At 71.2% G+C, this 14,757-nt stretch carries 14 protein-coding genes and 2 pseudogenes; 4 read left to right on the forward strand and 12 right to left on the reverse strand.

Features of this window, described 5'->3' with window-relative positions; genetic code table 11:
• Positions 1-91 precede the first annotated feature (91 nt).
• From yidD to ACFYM6_RS19710, 6 genes and pseudogenes are all read right to left on the reverse strand, one after another.
• A pseudogene (gene yidD, locus ACFYM6_RS19685) lies at positions 92-298 on the reverse strand (membrane protein insertion efficiency factor YidD); the annotation flags it as partial.
• Positions 299-335: 37 nt separating this feature from the next.
• On the reverse strand, positions 336-614 hold the full coding sequence (locus ACFYM6_RS19690; RefSeq protein ID WP_387277362.1) for a hypothetical protein: 279 nt from the start codon (positions 612-614) through the stop codon (positions 336-338).
• A gap of 322 nt (positions 615-936) precedes the next feature.
• Complete coding sequence (locus tag ACFYM6_RS19695; protein WP_387277364.1) at positions 937-1,629, reverse strand: prepilin peptidase; 693 nt, start codon at positions 1,627-1,629, stop codon at positions 937-939.
• Between the two features lie 261 nt (positions 1,630-1,890).
• Entirely contained in the window at positions 1,891-4,353 is a 2,463-nt protein-coding gene (locus ACFYM6_RS19700; RefSeq protein WP_387277365.1) for a M14 family metallopeptidase, read from the reverse strand.
• A 587-nt stretch (positions 4,354-4,940) separates the two neighbouring features.
• Entirely contained in the window at positions 4,941-5,396 is a 456-nt protein-coding gene (locus tag ACFYM6_RS19705) for a DUF1801 domain-containing protein (RefSeq protein WP_387277791.1), read from the reverse strand.
• A gap of 78 nt (positions 5,397-5,474) precedes the next feature.
• Positions 5,475-6,733 (reverse strand): annotated as a pseudogene (locus tag ACFYM6_RS19710) (ROK family protein); the annotation flags it as partial.
• Positions 6,734-6,792: 59 nt separating this feature from the next.
• On the opposite strand from ACFYM6_RS19710, the gene ACFYM6_RS19715 reads away from it, so the two are divergent.
• The 4 genes from ACFYM6_RS19715 (at position 6,793) to ACFYM6_RS19730 (ending at position 9,699) form a co-directional block, all read left to right on the forward strand.
• Positions 6,793-7,401 carry an ArsR/SmtB family transcription factor gene (locus tag ACFYM6_RS19715; RefSeq protein ID WP_387277367.1) on the forward strand — a complete coding sequence of 203 codons (609 nt, stop codon included), beginning with the start codon at positions 6,793-6,795 and terminating at the stop codon, positions 7,399-7,401.
• Position 7,402: 1 nt separating this feature from the next.
• Positions 7,403-7,861, forward strand: a complete 459-nt coding sequence (locus tag ACFYM6_RS19720) for a DUF6069 family protein (RefSeq protein WP_387277369.1) — start codon at positions 7,403-7,405, stop codon at positions 7,859-7,861.
• Positions 7,862-7,960: 99 nt separating this feature from the next.
• Positions 7,961-8,719 (forward strand): SRPBCC domain-containing protein, encoded by a 759-nt coding sequence (locus ACFYM6_RS19725; protein ID WP_387277371.1) that lies wholly within the window; start codon positions 7,961-7,963, stop codon positions 8,717-8,719.
• Positions 8,720-8,940: 221 nt separating this feature from the next.
• Complete coding sequence (locus tag ACFYM6_RS19730) at positions 8,941-9,699, forward strand: peptidylprolyl isomerase (protein WP_387277373.1); 759 nt, start codon at positions 8,941-8,943, stop codon at positions 9,697-9,699.
• A 117-nt stretch (positions 9,700-9,816) separates the two neighbouring features.
• On the opposite strand, the gene ACFYM6_RS19735 is transcribed toward ACFYM6_RS19730, so the two are convergent.
• From ACFYM6_RS19735 to ACFYM6_RS19760, 6 genes are all read right to left on the reverse strand, one after another.
• Positions 9,817-11,070, reverse strand: a complete 1,254-nt coding sequence (locus tag ACFYM6_RS19735; protein ID WP_387277374.1) for an MFS transporter — start codon at positions 11,068-11,070, stop codon at positions 9,817-9,819.
• Positions 11,067-11,663, reverse strand: a complete 597-nt coding sequence (locus ACFYM6_RS19740) for a helix-turn-helix domain-containing protein (RefSeq protein WP_387277376.1) — start codon at positions 11,661-11,663, stop codon at positions 11,067-11,069. The genes ACFYM6_RS19735 and ACFYM6_RS19740 overlap by 4 nt, the downstream gene beginning before the upstream one ends.
• Positions 11,664-11,735: 72 nt before the next feature.
• Positions 11,736-12,611 (reverse strand): DMT family transporter, encoded by an 876-nt coding sequence (locus tag ACFYM6_RS19745; protein ID WP_387277378.1) that lies wholly within the window; start codon positions 12,609-12,611, stop codon positions 11,736-11,738.
• Positions 12,612-12,777: 166 nt separating this feature from the next.
• Positions 12,778-13,098 carry an STAS domain-containing protein gene (locus ACFYM6_RS19750; protein ID WP_387277380.1) on the reverse strand — a complete coding sequence of 107 codons (321 nt, stop codon included), beginning with the start codon at positions 13,096-13,098 and terminating at the stop codon, positions 12,778-12,780.
• Positions 13,099-13,230: 132 nt separating this feature from the next.
• Positions 13,231-13,884 (reverse strand): hypothetical protein, encoded by a 654-nt coding sequence (locus tag ACFYM6_RS19755; RefSeq protein ID WP_387277382.1) that lies wholly within the window; start codon positions 13,882-13,884, stop codon positions 13,231-13,233.
• A 234-nt stretch (positions 13,885-14,118) separates the two neighbouring features.
• Positions 14,119-14,703, reverse strand: coding sequence for a hypothetical protein (locus ACFYM6_RS19760; RefSeq protein WP_387277383.1), 585 nt, complete (start codon positions 14,701-14,703; stop codon positions 14,119-14,121).
• Positions 14,704-14,757: the final 54 nt, after the last annotated feature.

Here is a 14,757-nt window from a genome sequence, read left to right on the forward strand (position 1 = left end):
CCGTCACCAAGCCCGCGCCCGCTGGTTCCACCAACGCACCCGACTGAATCGCGACTACGCCCTGGTCAGCTAGCAATTGGCGGCTGCCGTACTAGGCGGTCAGAGGCCGACCAGCGGCGTTGTCATGCATGCCTGGCTGGCAGCGGCACCGGGCCGGGCGTGCCAAACGCGACGGTGGGCGGCATCGGATCAGCTGGCGGTGGATCATCTGGCAACCCCGCAGGACGCCATACCGGTCGATAGCCGCTAACCCATACGCGCTACACGTCGGCACGAACCTGCACCGCGCCGCCGTGCGCGACGAGACGACTGATCATTCTTTTGGGACGAAGAGGTCACGTGATGAAGGTGCCGTCCGAGCTCATGATCTCGTCTCGCACCAGCGGGACCAACGCCGACCAGCCGCCATCGTCCACGAGGACTGACATCCGGACCCGCCCCGCACCGTCGTCAATGGCGTAGCTGACCACGGCGTACCGTCGGCCGTCCTCGCCCACGACCAGGCGCGTCTCCTTGTCGTCGAGCATCGCGCGCCACTCGTCATAGCCGTTGCGGCGCCATTCCGCCAGGCGAGCCTCGGCGAGCTGCGCCGCAGTCTCCTTGTTCAGCCCCACGCGCTCACTCTCTCACCCAGGGCGGCGCCGACACCAGCGCCGACAGCAACGAGCCGGGACACGGACAGCCGCCGGCGGCCGGGCGCGGACAGTCGCCCGAGGTCGCGCATGCGATGGACGCCTCCGGACGAAGCGCGGAGAACCTACAAGCGAGGGGTCGGGCAGTGCGCGAAGCGGGCCGCGCCGGCCCGGGCCCGGCCGGCTTGCGACCTCCGACCGGCCCGGCCGGGCCGGTCGGCCATGCTGGGGTCAGGTCAGCTGTATTCCTCGCGACGGCCGGAGGGGGACGCCTCCCGGCCAGATCGAGCCGGCCACCGGTCGGCTACCAGGCCACCACGCAAACGGCCAGCAGCCCACCAGCCAGCAGGGCCGGGCCGAACGGCAGATGGCTCTTCCAGCCCACCCGACCGGAGGCCAGCAGGGCCAGCAGCAGGGGCGCGTTCAGCAGCCACGGCAGCAGCGCGCCGAGCAGCACGGCCTGCCAGCCGAGCCAGCCGAAATACCAGCCGAGCAGGGCGGCTACCTTCGCGTCGCCCATTCCGTAGCCGCCACCGGGCAGCAGTGCCATCCCGATGAAGACCACACCGGAGGCCAGGCAGGCCAGCAGCGCGCGAAGCCAGTCGCTCCACTGTGCGGTCACGGCGGCGACGACGGCGAACAGGACCGGTGTCACCGCCAAGGCTGGCAGCACCAGGGTGTCGGGAAGACGACGACAGGCGATGTCGATCGCGGCGAGCAGCACCCCGAGCACCGTGACGGCGAGAAAGAGCGGCAGGACGGCTACCGGGCCCAGCGCGGCGCCGACCAGCCCGCCAGCGAGCCCAGCTGCCACGCCGGTCGCCCACGCCGCGGGCCCCAACCGGGCCCCGCAGGTGGCACAGGTCGACCGAACCGACAGCCAGTCGTCGACGCCCGGGTGCAGCGAGGCGCCGCAGTCGACACAGGTGTCTTGAAGCGGTTCACCGGACGGTACGGCGAAGCGATACGCGGCCCGTGGCAGTAGCAGGCCAGCCACGCCGCACAGGGTCGCGCACGTACCGATCAGCAACGGTGACACCCGGGGAGCGTAGCGGTTGCGGAGGCGTTCGGAGCTTTCCTGCCAACCCGCGGTCGCGGCACCCAGCGCTTCCGCCCGGGCGGCCCGAGCGCTTTCCTCAACTCATGCTGGAATTGCCACCGCACCAGCCGGGTTGAGCATGCACGGCATTGCCTCGTCAGTGCGGACGGAACCGCACTGACGAGGCAATGATCACCGGATGGGCGTGGCGCGGGACTACTACTTGGCGACCGTGATCGTCGCCGTGCGGTAGTTGTTGCGCGTGTCGTTGTTGGTCGGGTCGTAGTTCTGCTCGATGTTGCCGGCGGAGTCGACCGAGAACCACTTGAACGTCGTGGTCTCGGTCACGTGGAACACCTGCCCCGGCTCACGGAACTCGGTCGCTGCGTAGCGGGGCGACTCGAGGGTGGGCCGGCTGCCGTCCGTCGTGTAGTAGATGGTGGCCGGCTCGCTCGTCTCGAAGCGCACGTCGACGGGCCCGGAGTACTTCCCGCCGCCGGGGACGAGCTTGGACGTCGGCTTCTTGTTGTCCTGGCCCCAATCCGCCGCGACCCGGAACATTTCCATGATCCCGTTGGCGTACTCCATCGTCTCGGCGTGGCCGCTGACGAGCTCCGGGTTGCCCACCCAGGCCGGCTGGAACGAGCCGCCCTGCCAGTTGCCGGTGGCCGGGTTGTAGATCGAGCCGCCGACCTCCCAGCCGAAGGCGTAGATCCCGTAGTTGTGGTACAGGTCCTCGCGCACGTTGCCGGCGGAGGAGTAGAGGACGTCCGACGAGCCGCCGACGTTCTCCGGCGTGACGACGGTCTGCCGGTGCGCCTTGACCTGCGACAGGATCCGGGCGGCCGACTGCCAGTAGAACGCCTCGTCACCCAGCGGCGGGCGCGGCGTGGTGATCCGCCCGTCCGCGATGTAGGCGCCCGGCTGCCAGAACAGCTGGCCGCCGTTGGAGTGCACCGACATCATGAACTTGATGTTCCGGTACTTCTCGACCAGCCAGATGATGTTCTTCGACTCGGGCTCGGACAGCTTCTCCGGTCCCTGGTAGGTGTCGCTGACGCAGCTGGTCGACCCGCCCGAGTAGCCGTCGTGGCCCGACCCGACCCGGTAGTTCCGGTTCAGGTCGACGCCCCAGGAGTTGCGCCGGGCCGGATCGGCGTTGTCGTCCGCGCAGTGGTTCGTCATGTTCCGACGCTGCGAGGCGAAGTTGTAGAAGCTGTAGTTCGCTCCGTCGGGGTTGTTCGACAGGATGAAGAAGACGTCGGTGTTGTCGACGATCTTCTTCGTCTCCCAGTCCGACTTGTAGTTGTGCACCAGGCGCTCGGCAGACTCCAGCGAGGTCGTCGCCGGCACCCACTCACGGGCGTGGTCCTGCGCCTGGATCAGGACACCCGGGTTCCTGCCGTCGCGGTGCTTGCCGATCCGCAGGACGGGGATCGTGGCCGGACCGCGCGGCACCTCGCCCTCCGGTGCGCCGGCGCGCTTCTCGTTGAGGAAGTCGGTCAGCGCGACCGGGCCGGACGTCGCGGCGACGATGCCGGTGCCCGCGTTGGTCCGGTACGGGTGCGCCCGGTCGATCAGGCCCTGGGACTGGGTCCGCAGCGCCGTCGCCACCTGGGCGGCCGTGCTCGCCAGCGCACCGGAGGCGTCCTTGGCGAGAAGGACCCGCACCGCCTTGCCCGCCACCTCGACCGTGAGCGGGAGGTTCGCCTCCGGCCGGTTCACGAACTCGACAGTGATGTCGTTGCCGCCCTCGTGGCCCCACGCCGCCGAGCTGACGACGACCGCCGATTGCCCGGTACCGCCGATCGTGGCCTGCGCCTTACGCTGGTAGCCGTTCGTCTTGTTCGGCAGGTAGACGATCTCGGCGATGTCCGGGTACTGGCGGGCGATCTCCTCGGCGCGGCTGTAGAGCTGCTGCGGAGTCCGGTAGCCATCGACAAAGTCCCACTTGTAGGCCGGGTTCGCCGTCAGCGGCGGCGCGCCGTCCTCCAGCCAGTTGGAGACGTAGCCGGTGGCGACGCCGCCGGTCGAGCTCGTGACCCGGATCTGGCTCGGTCGTGCGTCGAGCTTGAACAGGTTCCGGTGGAACATGTATTGCCCGGAGTCGACGAACCGGCTCATCGTCCGGGCGAAGCCGAACGACGTGTCCGCGCCCGAGTCATTCTCGAGCTGCATCGTGACGATCGGGTTCGTCTGCTGCCCCGCGGTGGTCCGGGCCTCGACGTAGAGGAAACCCTGGCCCTTCGTGGTGAACCAGTCGGCGCGGACGATCCGTACCGTCTCCTCGTGGCTGAGCAGCTGGACAGCCTGCGCGCGGCGGGCCTGGATGCCGCCGTCGGCCTCGTTGCTCCATGCGAAGCCCTCGTCGTCGCCGAGGATTTCGACGCCCATCGCCTCGAGCTCGGCGATCTGCTCGGCGGTCACCACCGCCTCGCCTTCGATGCCGTTCGGTACGCGCTTGAGGCCGTGCTCGAGGTCGAAGCCGGCGGCGACGACCTTGTCCAGCATGTCAGCGCCGGCCATCTGGATGTGTACGAGGCGTACCTGTGCCGGGTCCTCGAGCTGGGAACGCCCCGAGCCCGCCGTCGGCTCCGCGCCGGCGGGCGCGGTCGCCATGAGGACGCTCCCCACCAGGGCGGGCAGCGCGAGAAGTGCGATGCGCACTTGGGTACGTCGCATTCTCCCCTCCTTCTGCTTGTGGCATGTGGTTGAAGTGGTGGCCGACCCTGCTGCGTCTCGGGCCGGTCCAACCAGAACGGTCGTGCTGAGCTCGCGCGCGGTGAGCCTGGGACGACGATGATCGCCGTCGTGAGAAGGATCGGGAGGTAGGTCTCCCCGCCGGGGTCGCGTCGATCTCGAACCGCTCCCACGTCGGGAGTCGGTTGTGCCATTGCACCTTTTGGATGCCCTTGGGCCTATCTCGGGATGCAACCTCCCTGTGGATCCGAAGCGATCGGAGCGGGCTGGAGCCGAGGGGAGCGTATGTGCATCTATTGGCGGCGTTGGGTCGCGTGAACTGGATTTGAGCATTACTTGAGGCATCGATGGATCGTGTCTGGACAGTCCGCGATAGCCGCCCGTGGTCGCCCCACCGACCACCCGGGTTTCCAGGCAGTCGGCGTGCTCTCGGCGTGCCGTCAGGGGCTGGTCATGCCTCGTCGAGCCCGGTCAAGGTCGGCCGGGAAACAGCTCATCGCCGGTTCGCCCGCGCGGGACGACGGCTCGCTCGAAGGTCGCGGTGCTGGGGGAGGAGAGCCTTCCCCTCACTACTGCCCGTGTCTGCTGGCCCGGTCGACGCCCTTGTGCACCCGCACCGTCCGGTCGACGAGTTCACGCAACGCGCTCTCGTCGACGTCGTCGAGCCGTTTGAGATAGAGGCATCCCTTTCCGGTCTTGTGCGGGCCGAGCCGGGCGAGCACGGACGCGTGCCGTTCCTCGAACCCGCCCACCAGGTAGACGACGAGCTGCTGCTTGCGCGGCGAGAAACCCACCAGCGGCCAGTCGCCCGTGCGTCCGCTGTCGTAGGTGTAGCGGTAGCTGCCGAAGCCGACGATGCTCGGGCCCCACATCACCGCGGGCTCGCCGGTCACTGCGCGCAGCAACGTGCAGAGGCGTTCCGCGTCGGCCCGCCGGCGTTCGTCGCGGACCGCGGCCAGGAAGTCATCGACGCTGGCGTCGGTCGGGACGGTCACCGGCTGCTTCGATGTCGCCATGCCGGTCATGCTGCCACGGGAGTGCGACACCGAGCTCGCGATGGATGTCGACGCCCAGCCCCCGGTCGCCGTGCGGGCGAGCGTGCCCAGTGGATCGGTCAGCAGTTCCGAGAAGCCGAGTTCGGCGGCACCGACGAGGGTGGCGTCGTCGCCGAGCGCCGAGGTGCGCAGCCGTACCCGCTCCCTGGCGACCGGCAGCACGTTGGCCGCGATGCGGGCGCGGACCGGCTCGGCCGCGCCGGGATACACGTCGCGCAGCATCCCGCCGAAGATCACGATGCCGGGGTTGAACAGGTTGATCAGGTTCGCCACCCCGATGCCGAGCCAGTCGCCGACGCGGTGCAGCGCATCCCGGGCCACCGGGTCGCCGCGGCCGGCGTCGTCGACCACCGCGCGCAGGGCGTCGCGGCCGAACAGTTCGGCGGGCCGTCCGGCGGCGTCGAGCAGGGCCCGTTCGCCGACCTCCGCCTCCAGGCAGCCGCGCGAGCCGCAGCCGCAGGGCCGTCCGTCGTACGGGTTGACCACCATGTGCCCGAGCTCGCAGCCGTACCCGCCCTCACCATCCAGCAACTTGCCACCGACGATGATCCCGCCGCCCACGCCGACGTCCCCGTGCAGGTAGATCAGGTTCCGGAAGCCGACGCCCGCCCCGCGCTGCTGCTCGGCCAGCGCTCCGAGGTGGGCCTCGTTGCCCACGGACACCGGCAGGCCGAGCCCCAGCTGGCGGCCGAGTTCGGTGCCGAACGCCTGGTCCACCCAGCCCATGTCGGGTCCGAAGCGGACCATGCCGTCGCCCGGCCGGATCATCCCGCAGTACGACGCGCTGACCCCGACGCACACCGAGGCCGGCGGTGCCGCCTTGTGCAGTTGCCGACCGAACCAGGCGAGGACCTCGACCACCCGGTCGAGGTCGGCTCCGGCACGCGGACGGGGGGCCCGCCGGCGGTCCAGGATGACGCCGCCCAGTCCGACCCGGGCGGCGACGAGCCAGTCCACGGCGACGTCGAACGCCAGCACGTACACCCGAGTGGACTCCGGGCGGACCACCAGCGACGGCCGGCCCGCCCGCCCGGTGTCGGTCGGCGGCTCCTCACGGACCAGACCGGCGGCGGTGAGTTCCGCGGTCAGCGCCATGATCGTGCTGCGGTTCAGCCCCATCCGCTCACCCAGCGCCGCACGGGAGAGCGAACCGCACAGGTGAACGTGTCGCAGCAGGGTGCCGATATTGCGTCGGCGGATCTCGTCCTGGACCAACCCGACCTCCGGCGGTGTTGCGGCGTCGCGGGTCCATTATCCCGGCGGCCGGTGTGCGGGAGGCACCCCGTCGTAGGGCGGTAGCACCACAGAGCCAACCGACAAGGCAGATTGTCTTGACAAGAAAAGTTGTCGGTGGGAGGGTGGGGTCATGTTCGACATCGCAGTGATCGAGGACCCGGCGGCGGCCGAGGCGTCGCTGGACCCCATGCGGGCCCGGCTGCTGGCCGCGCTCGCCGAGCCGGCCTCGGCGACGATGCTCGCCGCCCGGGTCGGCCTGCCTCGGCAGAAGGTCAACTACCACCTCCGCGCGCTCGAGCAGCACGGCCTTATCGAGTTGGTGGAGGAGCGCCGCAAGGGCAACGTCACCGAACGGGTCATGCAGGCCACCGCGGCGTCGTACGTGATCTCGCCGACGGCCCTCGCGGCCGTGCGGCCCAACCCGTCCGACGCGCCGGACCGGCTGTCCGCGCGGTGGCTGCTCGCGGTCGCCGCCCGGCTCGTGCAGGACGTCGGCGCGCTCATCACCGGCGCGGACCGGGCGAAGAAGCGGGTGGCGACGTTCGCAGTCGACGCCACCGTCCGGTTCGCCTCCGCCCGCGACCGGGCCGCCTTCGCCGAGGAACTGGCCGCCACGGTGAGCGCCCTGGTCAGCAGGTACCACGACGAGAACGCCCCCGGCGGCCGCGAGCACCGCGTGGTGCTCGCCCTGCACCCCAGCGTCACTCCCACGACCGGCAACGAATCCGAGGAGTCCTGACATGACCACCACGACCAGCCCGATCATTGCCCGGACCCGCCCGGCCAGCCGTACCGTCAGCGGCACGTCCCGCCGCCGCCAGCGCGCCCTGGGGGTGGCCGCCGCGGTGGCCGCGAACAGCCTCCTTTACCTGGTCGGCCGCGCGGCCGGCGTGGACTTCACGCTCACCGACCCCGGCGCCACCCAGGCACACCCGCTGATCTTGCCGGAGATCGCCGTGTTCAGCCTGGTCTTCGGGCTGCTCGGCTGGGGTGCCCTCACGCTGCTCGAACGGTTCACCCGGCACGCCCGGGCAGTCTGGAGCGGGCTGGCCGGGACGGTGCTGGTGGCGTCGTTCATCCCGGTCTTCATCGAGCAGGCCACGGGGGACACCCGGCTGATGCTCTGTGTGCTGCACGTCGTGGTGGCCGTCGCGCTGCTGCCGATGCTCCGTCACCGGGCCGGCGCGGCCGCCCACTGACCCACCCCGGGCCCACCACCTCCCCGCCCCAGCCGAGGCGTCGGGTAACCGACTCGACAGAACTCTCGACGACACCGATCACCGGAAAGGCTCCGCATCATGGGACACCACTTCGAACTGCAGAAGGACATCGAGCTGGCCACCACCCCCGAGCAGGTGTGGGAGGCGATCGCCACCGGGCCGGGCCTCGACTCCTGGTTCATGGGCCGAAACGAGGTGGAGCCGCGCGAAGGCGGTCGCAGCAGCCTCACCATGGCCGGCCACACCGACGAGGCGACCGTCACCGCATGGGAGCCGGGGAAGCGGTTCGCCATCCGCGCCGAGTCCGGCCCGGACGGCGCCTTCAACGCCATCGAGTACCTGATCGAGGGCCGCGACCAGGGCGCCACGGTGCTGCGGCTGGTCCAGAGCGGCGTCCTCGGCGACAACTGGGAGACCGAGTATGAGGCGATGCAGGCCGGCTGGGACATGTACCTGGGCACGTTGGCCGCCTACCTCACCCACTTCCCCGGCCGGACCGGCGCCCCGGTCGCCGCGTTCCGCCCCGGGGCCGGCACCCCGGACCAGGCCTTCGCGGCGGTGGCCGTCGCATTCGGCATCACCGGCCCGATCACCGAGGGGCAGCGCGCCCAGCTCACCGTCGACGGCCTGCCACCGATCGACGGGGTCGTCGACCTCGCCGGCCTGCCGACCTACTTCGGCGTTCGCACCGGCGACGCGCTCTACCGGTTCCTGCACTCCGGCGCCGAGCGCGGCAACGTCCTGGTCCTCGGCCACCACATCTTCGCCGCCGACCAGGACCCGGCCCAGGTCGAGCAGGCCTGGCAGAACTGGGTGAACGAACTCTCCATCGGCTGACCGGTCGGCGGCAAGCCCGTCGACCGCGACGACCGGGAACGGCCGCTCCCACGCCGGGAGCGGCCGTTCCCGCCGGACGCCTCGCGAAGGACGGCCAACCCCGCCGGGCATCCACTCTGACGGGATGCGCCGGCACGGGCCGACAGAACGAGTCATCGACATCGGGTCACCGGCTCCATAGACTCCGGTCTCTCTGCTGTCACAAGTCCAGGGAGGACCACGTGCCGAGCGAAACCCGACCGCACGCCATCCCGCAGTTGCTGTCCCGCCTCGCGGGCGTGGCGGTGGTGTCCGCCGCGCTGGTCGCCGCCGGTGGCGCCGCCGCGACCGCGGCACCGGCAGCCTCGCCGGCGCCCACGAAAGGCCCTTGCGCGTACACGCCCACGCCGGACGAGCCGGCCGCCCGGCCGGTGGCGCTGCCGCCGGACCCCCGGCACACGCCCGACCGCGGCACCGTCCGGGTCACCCTGCGGACCAGCCAGGGCCCGATCGGGCTGACCCTCGACCGTGAACAGGCCCCATGCACCGTGCAGAGCTTCCTGCACCTGGCCCGGCACAAGTTCTACGACCGGACGCCATGTCACCGGCTCACCGCGTACCCCACGCTGAAGGTGTTGCAGTGCGGCGACCCGTCCGGCACCGGCGAGGGCGGTCCCGGCTACCGGTACGCCGACGAACTGCCCACCAACCTGCCGCCGGCACCGACCGACCCGACCGGGGTCCGGCGGCTCTACGCCCGGGGCACCCTGGCGATGGCCAACGCCGGCCCGGACACCAACGGCAGCCAGTTCTTCCTGGTGCAGTCCGACTCTGCGCTGCGCCCCAACTACACCGTCTTCGGCACGGTGGACGAGGCCGGCCTGGCGACCCTGGACCGGATCGCGGCCGGCGGGATCGCCGCCACGCCGGAGGACCCGGCACCGGTCGACGGCGCGCCGGCGCTGCCGGTGGAGATCGGCCGGGCCACCCGGGGCCGCTGAAACCCCAAGCGGCGGCCCCGCCGCGCCGGGTCGGCGTGACGGGGCCGCCGGTGGGCAACCAAGGCATCAGTGATGCCGTTCGATGGAGGGGCGCTCGGCCCGTGGCCGTGCGTGTTATCAGGGCTCGTCGTTGAGCGTGGTGATGGCTCTGACGGGTGACAGGATCAGCCACAGGGCGGCGGAGACGCCGGCAAGGCCGGCGAGGACGAGGGTGGGACGCAGTCCGATGGTGGTGCCCAGCCAGCCGCCGATCAGCGCACCCAGGGGGCGGATGCCGTAGTTGATGGTGCTGTACGCGCCGGCCGTCCGCCCCCGGGCGTCGTCGGGCGTGACCTTGGTGATCAGGGCGTTGAGGTTGATGTCCATGAGCATGACGCCGACCGAGGAGACGAACTCGACCGCGGCGAGCAACGCGATCTTCGCCCAGGTCGGGCCGCTGCCCAGCGCCAGCAGTGCCAGCGGCGCCGGGAAGAGCGCGGTGCCGATGATGGCGGCGCGGCCGACGCCGATCGCTCGGGTCACCCGCGGGGCCAGGGCCGCGCCGGCCAGGCCGCCGAAGGCGCCGCCACCCATGCCCAGTCCGATGGCGCCCGCCGACAGGCCCAGCTCGCGGCTGGCGTAGAGCACCAGCAGCGCCGACGCGATGAAGGTGAAGAAGTTGACGGTGGTGGTGGCGCCGAGGGCCGCGCGCAGCACGCGGTGTCTCAGCAGCAGCGTCAGCCCGTCCCGGATCAGCGCGCGGGTCGACGAGCGGTTCGGTGCCGGCGGTGCCTCGCCGGCCGGGATGCGCCGGATCAGCAGCGCGGATCCCAGGAACGACAGGGCGTCGGCGGCGAGCGCGACGGGTGCGGTCAGAAGTTGGATGAGCGCGCCGCCGAGGGCGGGACCGGCGACGGACGATCCGGCTCGACTCAGACTGAGCTTGCTGTTGGCGTCGATGTAGGCCGCGCTCGGCACGAGCGTGACGAAGAACGACGGGTAGGCCATGCTGAACAGCACCGCGCCGGCGCCGCTGAGCACCGCGACGACGAACATCTGGGTCAGGCTGACCACGTCGAGCAGGTAGGCGACGGGCAGGCTGAACAGCACGACCGCGCGGACCAGATCCGCGACGATCAGCAGCCGCCGTTTGTGCGTACGCCGGTCGACCCAGGTGCCGACGAACACGCCGAACAGGTACGGCAGCCAGATCAGGGCGGTGAGCAGGCCGACCTGGCCGGGTGTCGCGGCCAGCATGGTGACCGCGATGAGCGGAAGGGCGAGCTCGGTGATCCGGTCACCGAACTGCGAGATCGTCTGGGCCAGCCAGAACGCCCGGAAGTGCCGCCCGGTCCGGACCGTGCCGGCCGGGGCGGCGGTGACGGCGCTCATGCCTCGGCCTGCTCGTCGCCGTCGGGCTCCGGCAGGACGTACTGCAGCAGCCGTACGCCCCGAGCCCCGGCCGGCGCCTCGGCCTCCGGGCGCTGCACGTATCTGGCGATCAGGGCTTCGACGTCGTCTTTGAGCTGCTGCATCTCCTCGGCGGTGAGCATGATCCGGGTGTTGGCCAGGCCCGCGGCCCGCCGCCACCCGGTGTCCAGCCGCGGCTCGTCGTGCAGCAGCCACTGCTGCGGCAGCTCGGCGCTCTGGGCGAACATCTCGCCCTGGAGTTGGCGTGCCGCGTTCTGCCCGTCGGCGTCGTCGGGCAGGTTGAACCGGAACCCCTTGGCCGCCGCCTGCCACCAGCGCTCGCGCCGGTTGGTGGCCCCGTCCCAGTCGGTCACCAGCCCGAATGAGGCCAGGTGACGCAGGTGCCAGCTGACCACTGAGGGGGTGGCGCCCACGTGCGGCGACAGTTGGGTCGCGGTGGCCGGGCCGTGGCGTTGGAGATGGCCGAGGACGGCCAGCCGCACCGGATGCGCGAGGGCCCGCAGCGCCTGCGGGTCGCTGATCTCGAAGTCCCCGTACGGATTTTTGAGAGGCATGTTTCGAAAGTAGTCTCTCACGTCACCGCTGGCAACGATGAGATTTCGTTGCGAGGTCTGGACGGGGTCCAGTCAGTGCTTCTTCTTCGCCGGCTCGTCGCGGTGGCCGACGATGTGCGGCGACGCGGCCAGCAGGTACACCGCGAGCGTCATCACGATCAGGCCGATGGCCTCCACGGAGATCGCCCCCGGGGTCAGCCGCAGCGTCCCACCGAGCACGCCGATGCCGACCGCGATACCGGCGAGCGGCTCGGCCGCGGCGAGCGGTGGATAGGCGACGGAGAGCGGGGCGAGGTCGTACGCGCTCTGCGCGAGCAGCGTGCCCAGCAGTCCGATCAGCGCCACCGCGTAGGGTTGCCAGCTGGTCAGCAGCGCCAGCAGCCCCTGGGTGAACAGCCGGTGCGAGGCCGACTGGGTCAGCGCGGACTGGAGCCCGAACAGCATGCCCGCCCCGATCGCCAGCATCGGCGCTTCCTGGTTGGGGCGCAGCCGGCGCGCGGTGCGGACGAGTGCCCAGGTCAGCGCGCCGATGGCGGCCGCCGCCACCGCCCAGTCCCAGGCGGGCACGCCCTCCGGGTTGCCCGGTCCGGGACTGCCCGCCACCAGGAAGGCGATCATGCCGACGGTGACCGCGGACGCCACCGCCCAGTCCCGCCGCCGCAGCGGGCGCCGGGTCCACAGCGCCGCGACCGACAGGGCGAACAGCAGGCGCAGTACCAGGACGGGCTGCACCAGCACGACCGAGCCTTGACCGAGAGCGAGACCGCTGAGCGCGCCGCCCATCAGGGTCGCGGCGAGACCCAGCAGCCACAGGCGCTGCCGGGCGAGATGCCACAGCAGTCCCACGTGCAGCGCCAGGCCGTCCGGGGCCTGGAAGGCGACCCGCTGCTGGATGACCGAACCGGTCCCGAGCAGCAGGGCGGCGCCGAGCGCAAGGATGAAGACCACCGAAGGGCGTACCCCTTCTTCTCCGTCCGATGCGCCGGGCCGGCGCCGAGCAGTTGGCCCTCGTCGGCGGCTGCCGGCGGATGAAGTTGCGGAACGAATGGGTGAGGAATCGTCTCACCTATTCCTCTGCCGCCGGAAAGGCAACCAGCGGCTGCCGAGCGTCCGACTAATGGACTTCGGTGAGGATTTCGTAGATACCGGCCACCCGCAGTTGCTGTCGCACAAAAGCGCTGAGTTCACGTACGACCAACGTCGTGCCGAGTTGCTGGGCGGACCGATGAGCGGAAAGAAGAGTCGTCAAGCCGGTGGAGTCGAGGAACGTCACATGCAGCATGTCGACCACCAGCTTGGGCGGACGTCGTCGGTTGACCTCGTTCACGACAGCGGCCAGCAGTTCGGCGGAGGTGGAGACATCGATTTCGCCGCGGACATGGAGCAGCGTTGTGCCGTCTGCCGCGAAAGACGTACTGATGGTGAAGTTACTCACGAGTCCCGTGTTCTTTCATGCGTCGATTCCCTCGTGGCTCGCCGTTGTTCCAGCACCATATGCTGCTGCCTGCCCACTCAGAGATTGTCCTCCGACAAGGAACCTGAGCGGGGCTTTTGCCAGCCACCCTGGCTATGCCGCCGAGGCGGCCCGATACGGGCAGATCGCCGGGCTGAGCGGGCGGTGGCCGACCCGCCACCGACCCGGGCCGCGCCACATCGGGTACGCGGTGCTGCCGTCGGGGAGCCGGAACGGCTCGTGGGTGACGTAGCCGTGCCGCGCGTACAGGTCTCGCTCGGCGATCGTGGTCGCCTCCGCGTAGGCGGGGAGCAGGGCCTGGCCCATCCGCGCGTTGCTCGTGGTGAGCAGTGCGGTGGCCCGCCTGATCCGGTGCGGGTTCGGCGCGACCGTGAAGAACGCCAGGTGGTTGTGGGGATTGGCGGGCCGGTGGGTGGCCAGGACGTCGTCGAGGTGGAGGAACCGGTCCAGGTAGTCGCCGCAGGCGACGGCGAGCCGCTCGCCGTACTCGGTCGGCGGTGGGACGGGGCCGTACCGGTGCAGCCATACCGCGGCGGCGGAGTGGCCGGGCAGGAGGTACGCCTCGCCGCAGAGGAGAGCGTGCTCGATCCAGAGGCGGATGGCGGCGGTGAGCACGTCACGTCGGTGGCGTTCGTCGGGTACCAGCCACGCGCCGACGGTGCTGCCGGCGAAGGGGTCGACGACGAGCGCGACGATGTCGGGGATGTCCTGCCAACGGGCGCGGCAGACGGGCAGTGTGCGGTGCACGAAATTCTCCCGGTTGCAGATGGTCGGTGGACGGCCGAGCGGTCCCGATTGCGAGCGGACCAAGGCGGCGGCAGTTGGGCTTCAGCGGCAGCGGTGACGGCCGCTGTGCCCGTGCGGGAACTAGAGATCGACCAGGAATCCCGGTGAGCGCAGGCACGAGCGCACCAGGCGCGGTTACCCGTGCACCCCCGGCCCCACCGCGCCGTCTCCGCAGACGGCAGCGGCCCGGGATGCTCAGGCGGGTCTGGGGTCCGGTCGGTACGAGCGGTCCGCGAGCGGGTCGCACCCACCGGCGCACAGGCCGAGTAGGTGCAGGTCCGGGGCCCAGGAGGGCCGGCACGCGTCGGCCGGGAGGCTGATCCCGCCGTGGGCGGAGCCGCTGGCGGCGGTGCGGGCGGGAGCGGCAGGCGTCGCGCCCGGGGTGTGGCCGGGGTGGCCCGGCCATTGCACCCGCGTCAGCGCGGCGGCATCCGGTGGCTCCGCGCCGCGGCCCGCGGGCGGTGACCAGCGGGGCGGTGCCGGGGGTGCCGGATAATTGGCGACCACCGGTGGCGCCGGGCGGGCGAGCGCGGTGGGTGCGGTGACCGCCGGCGCGCCGGCGGCCACCGCCGGCGGCGCGGTCACGACCGGGTCGGTGGCCGTAGCGGGTGGGCCGATGATCGGCTGGGTCAGGTCGAGCACCGGGTCCAGAGCCGGCGGCAGCACGTCCACGATCGGCTCGACCAGCGGCCGGAGCACACTGCCGACCGGTTTCAGCAGCCCTGCCTCGGCGACTTCCGCAACGACGGGCGAGGCGAGGTCCACGACCCGACCGGTCACCGAAGTGGTCGCTTCGACGACGGTGTCCGCGCTCGAGCGGACGGGGGCGTGCGA

Origin of the sequence: Micromonospora sp. NPDC006431 (assembly GCF_042870725.1) — a bacterium.
Taxonomy (GTDB): domain Bacteria; phylum Actinomycetota; class Actinomycetes; order Mycobacteriales; family Micromonosporaceae; genus Micromonospora.

What these genes read in the sequence shown, in the direction of transcription:
- ACFYM6_RS19720 (WP_387277369.1), top strand. Translation starts at nt 7,403, where the DNA reads ATGACCACCACGACCAGCCCGATCATTGCCCGGACCCGCCCGGCCAGC.
- ACFYM6_RS19735 (WP_387277374.1), bottom strand. Translation starts at nt 11,070, where the DNA reads ATGAGCGCCGTCACCGCCGCCCCGGCCGGCACGGTCCGGACCGGGCGG.
- ACFYM6_RS19705 (WP_387277791.1), bottom strand. Translation starts at nt 5,396, where the DNA reads ATGACCGGCATGGCGACATCGAAGCAGCCGGTGACCGTCCCGACCGAC.
- ACFYM6_RS19715 (WP_387277367.1), top strand. Translation starts at nt 6,793, where the DNA reads ATGTTCGACATCGCAGTGATCGAGGACCCGGCGGCGGCCGAGGCGTCG.
- ACFYM6_RS19700 (WP_387277365.1), bottom strand. Translation starts at nt 4,353, where the DNA reads ATGCGACGTACCCAAGTGCGCATCGCACTTCTCGCGCTGCCCGCCCTG.
- ACFYM6_RS19740 (WP_387277376.1), bottom strand. Translation starts at nt 11,663, where the DNA reads ATGCCTCTCAAAAATCCGTACGGGGACTTCGAGATCAGCGACCCGCAG.
- ACFYM6_RS19725 (WP_387277371.1), top strand. Translation starts at nt 7,961, where the DNA reads ATGGGACACCACTTCGAACTGCAGAAGGACATCGAGCTGGCCACCACC.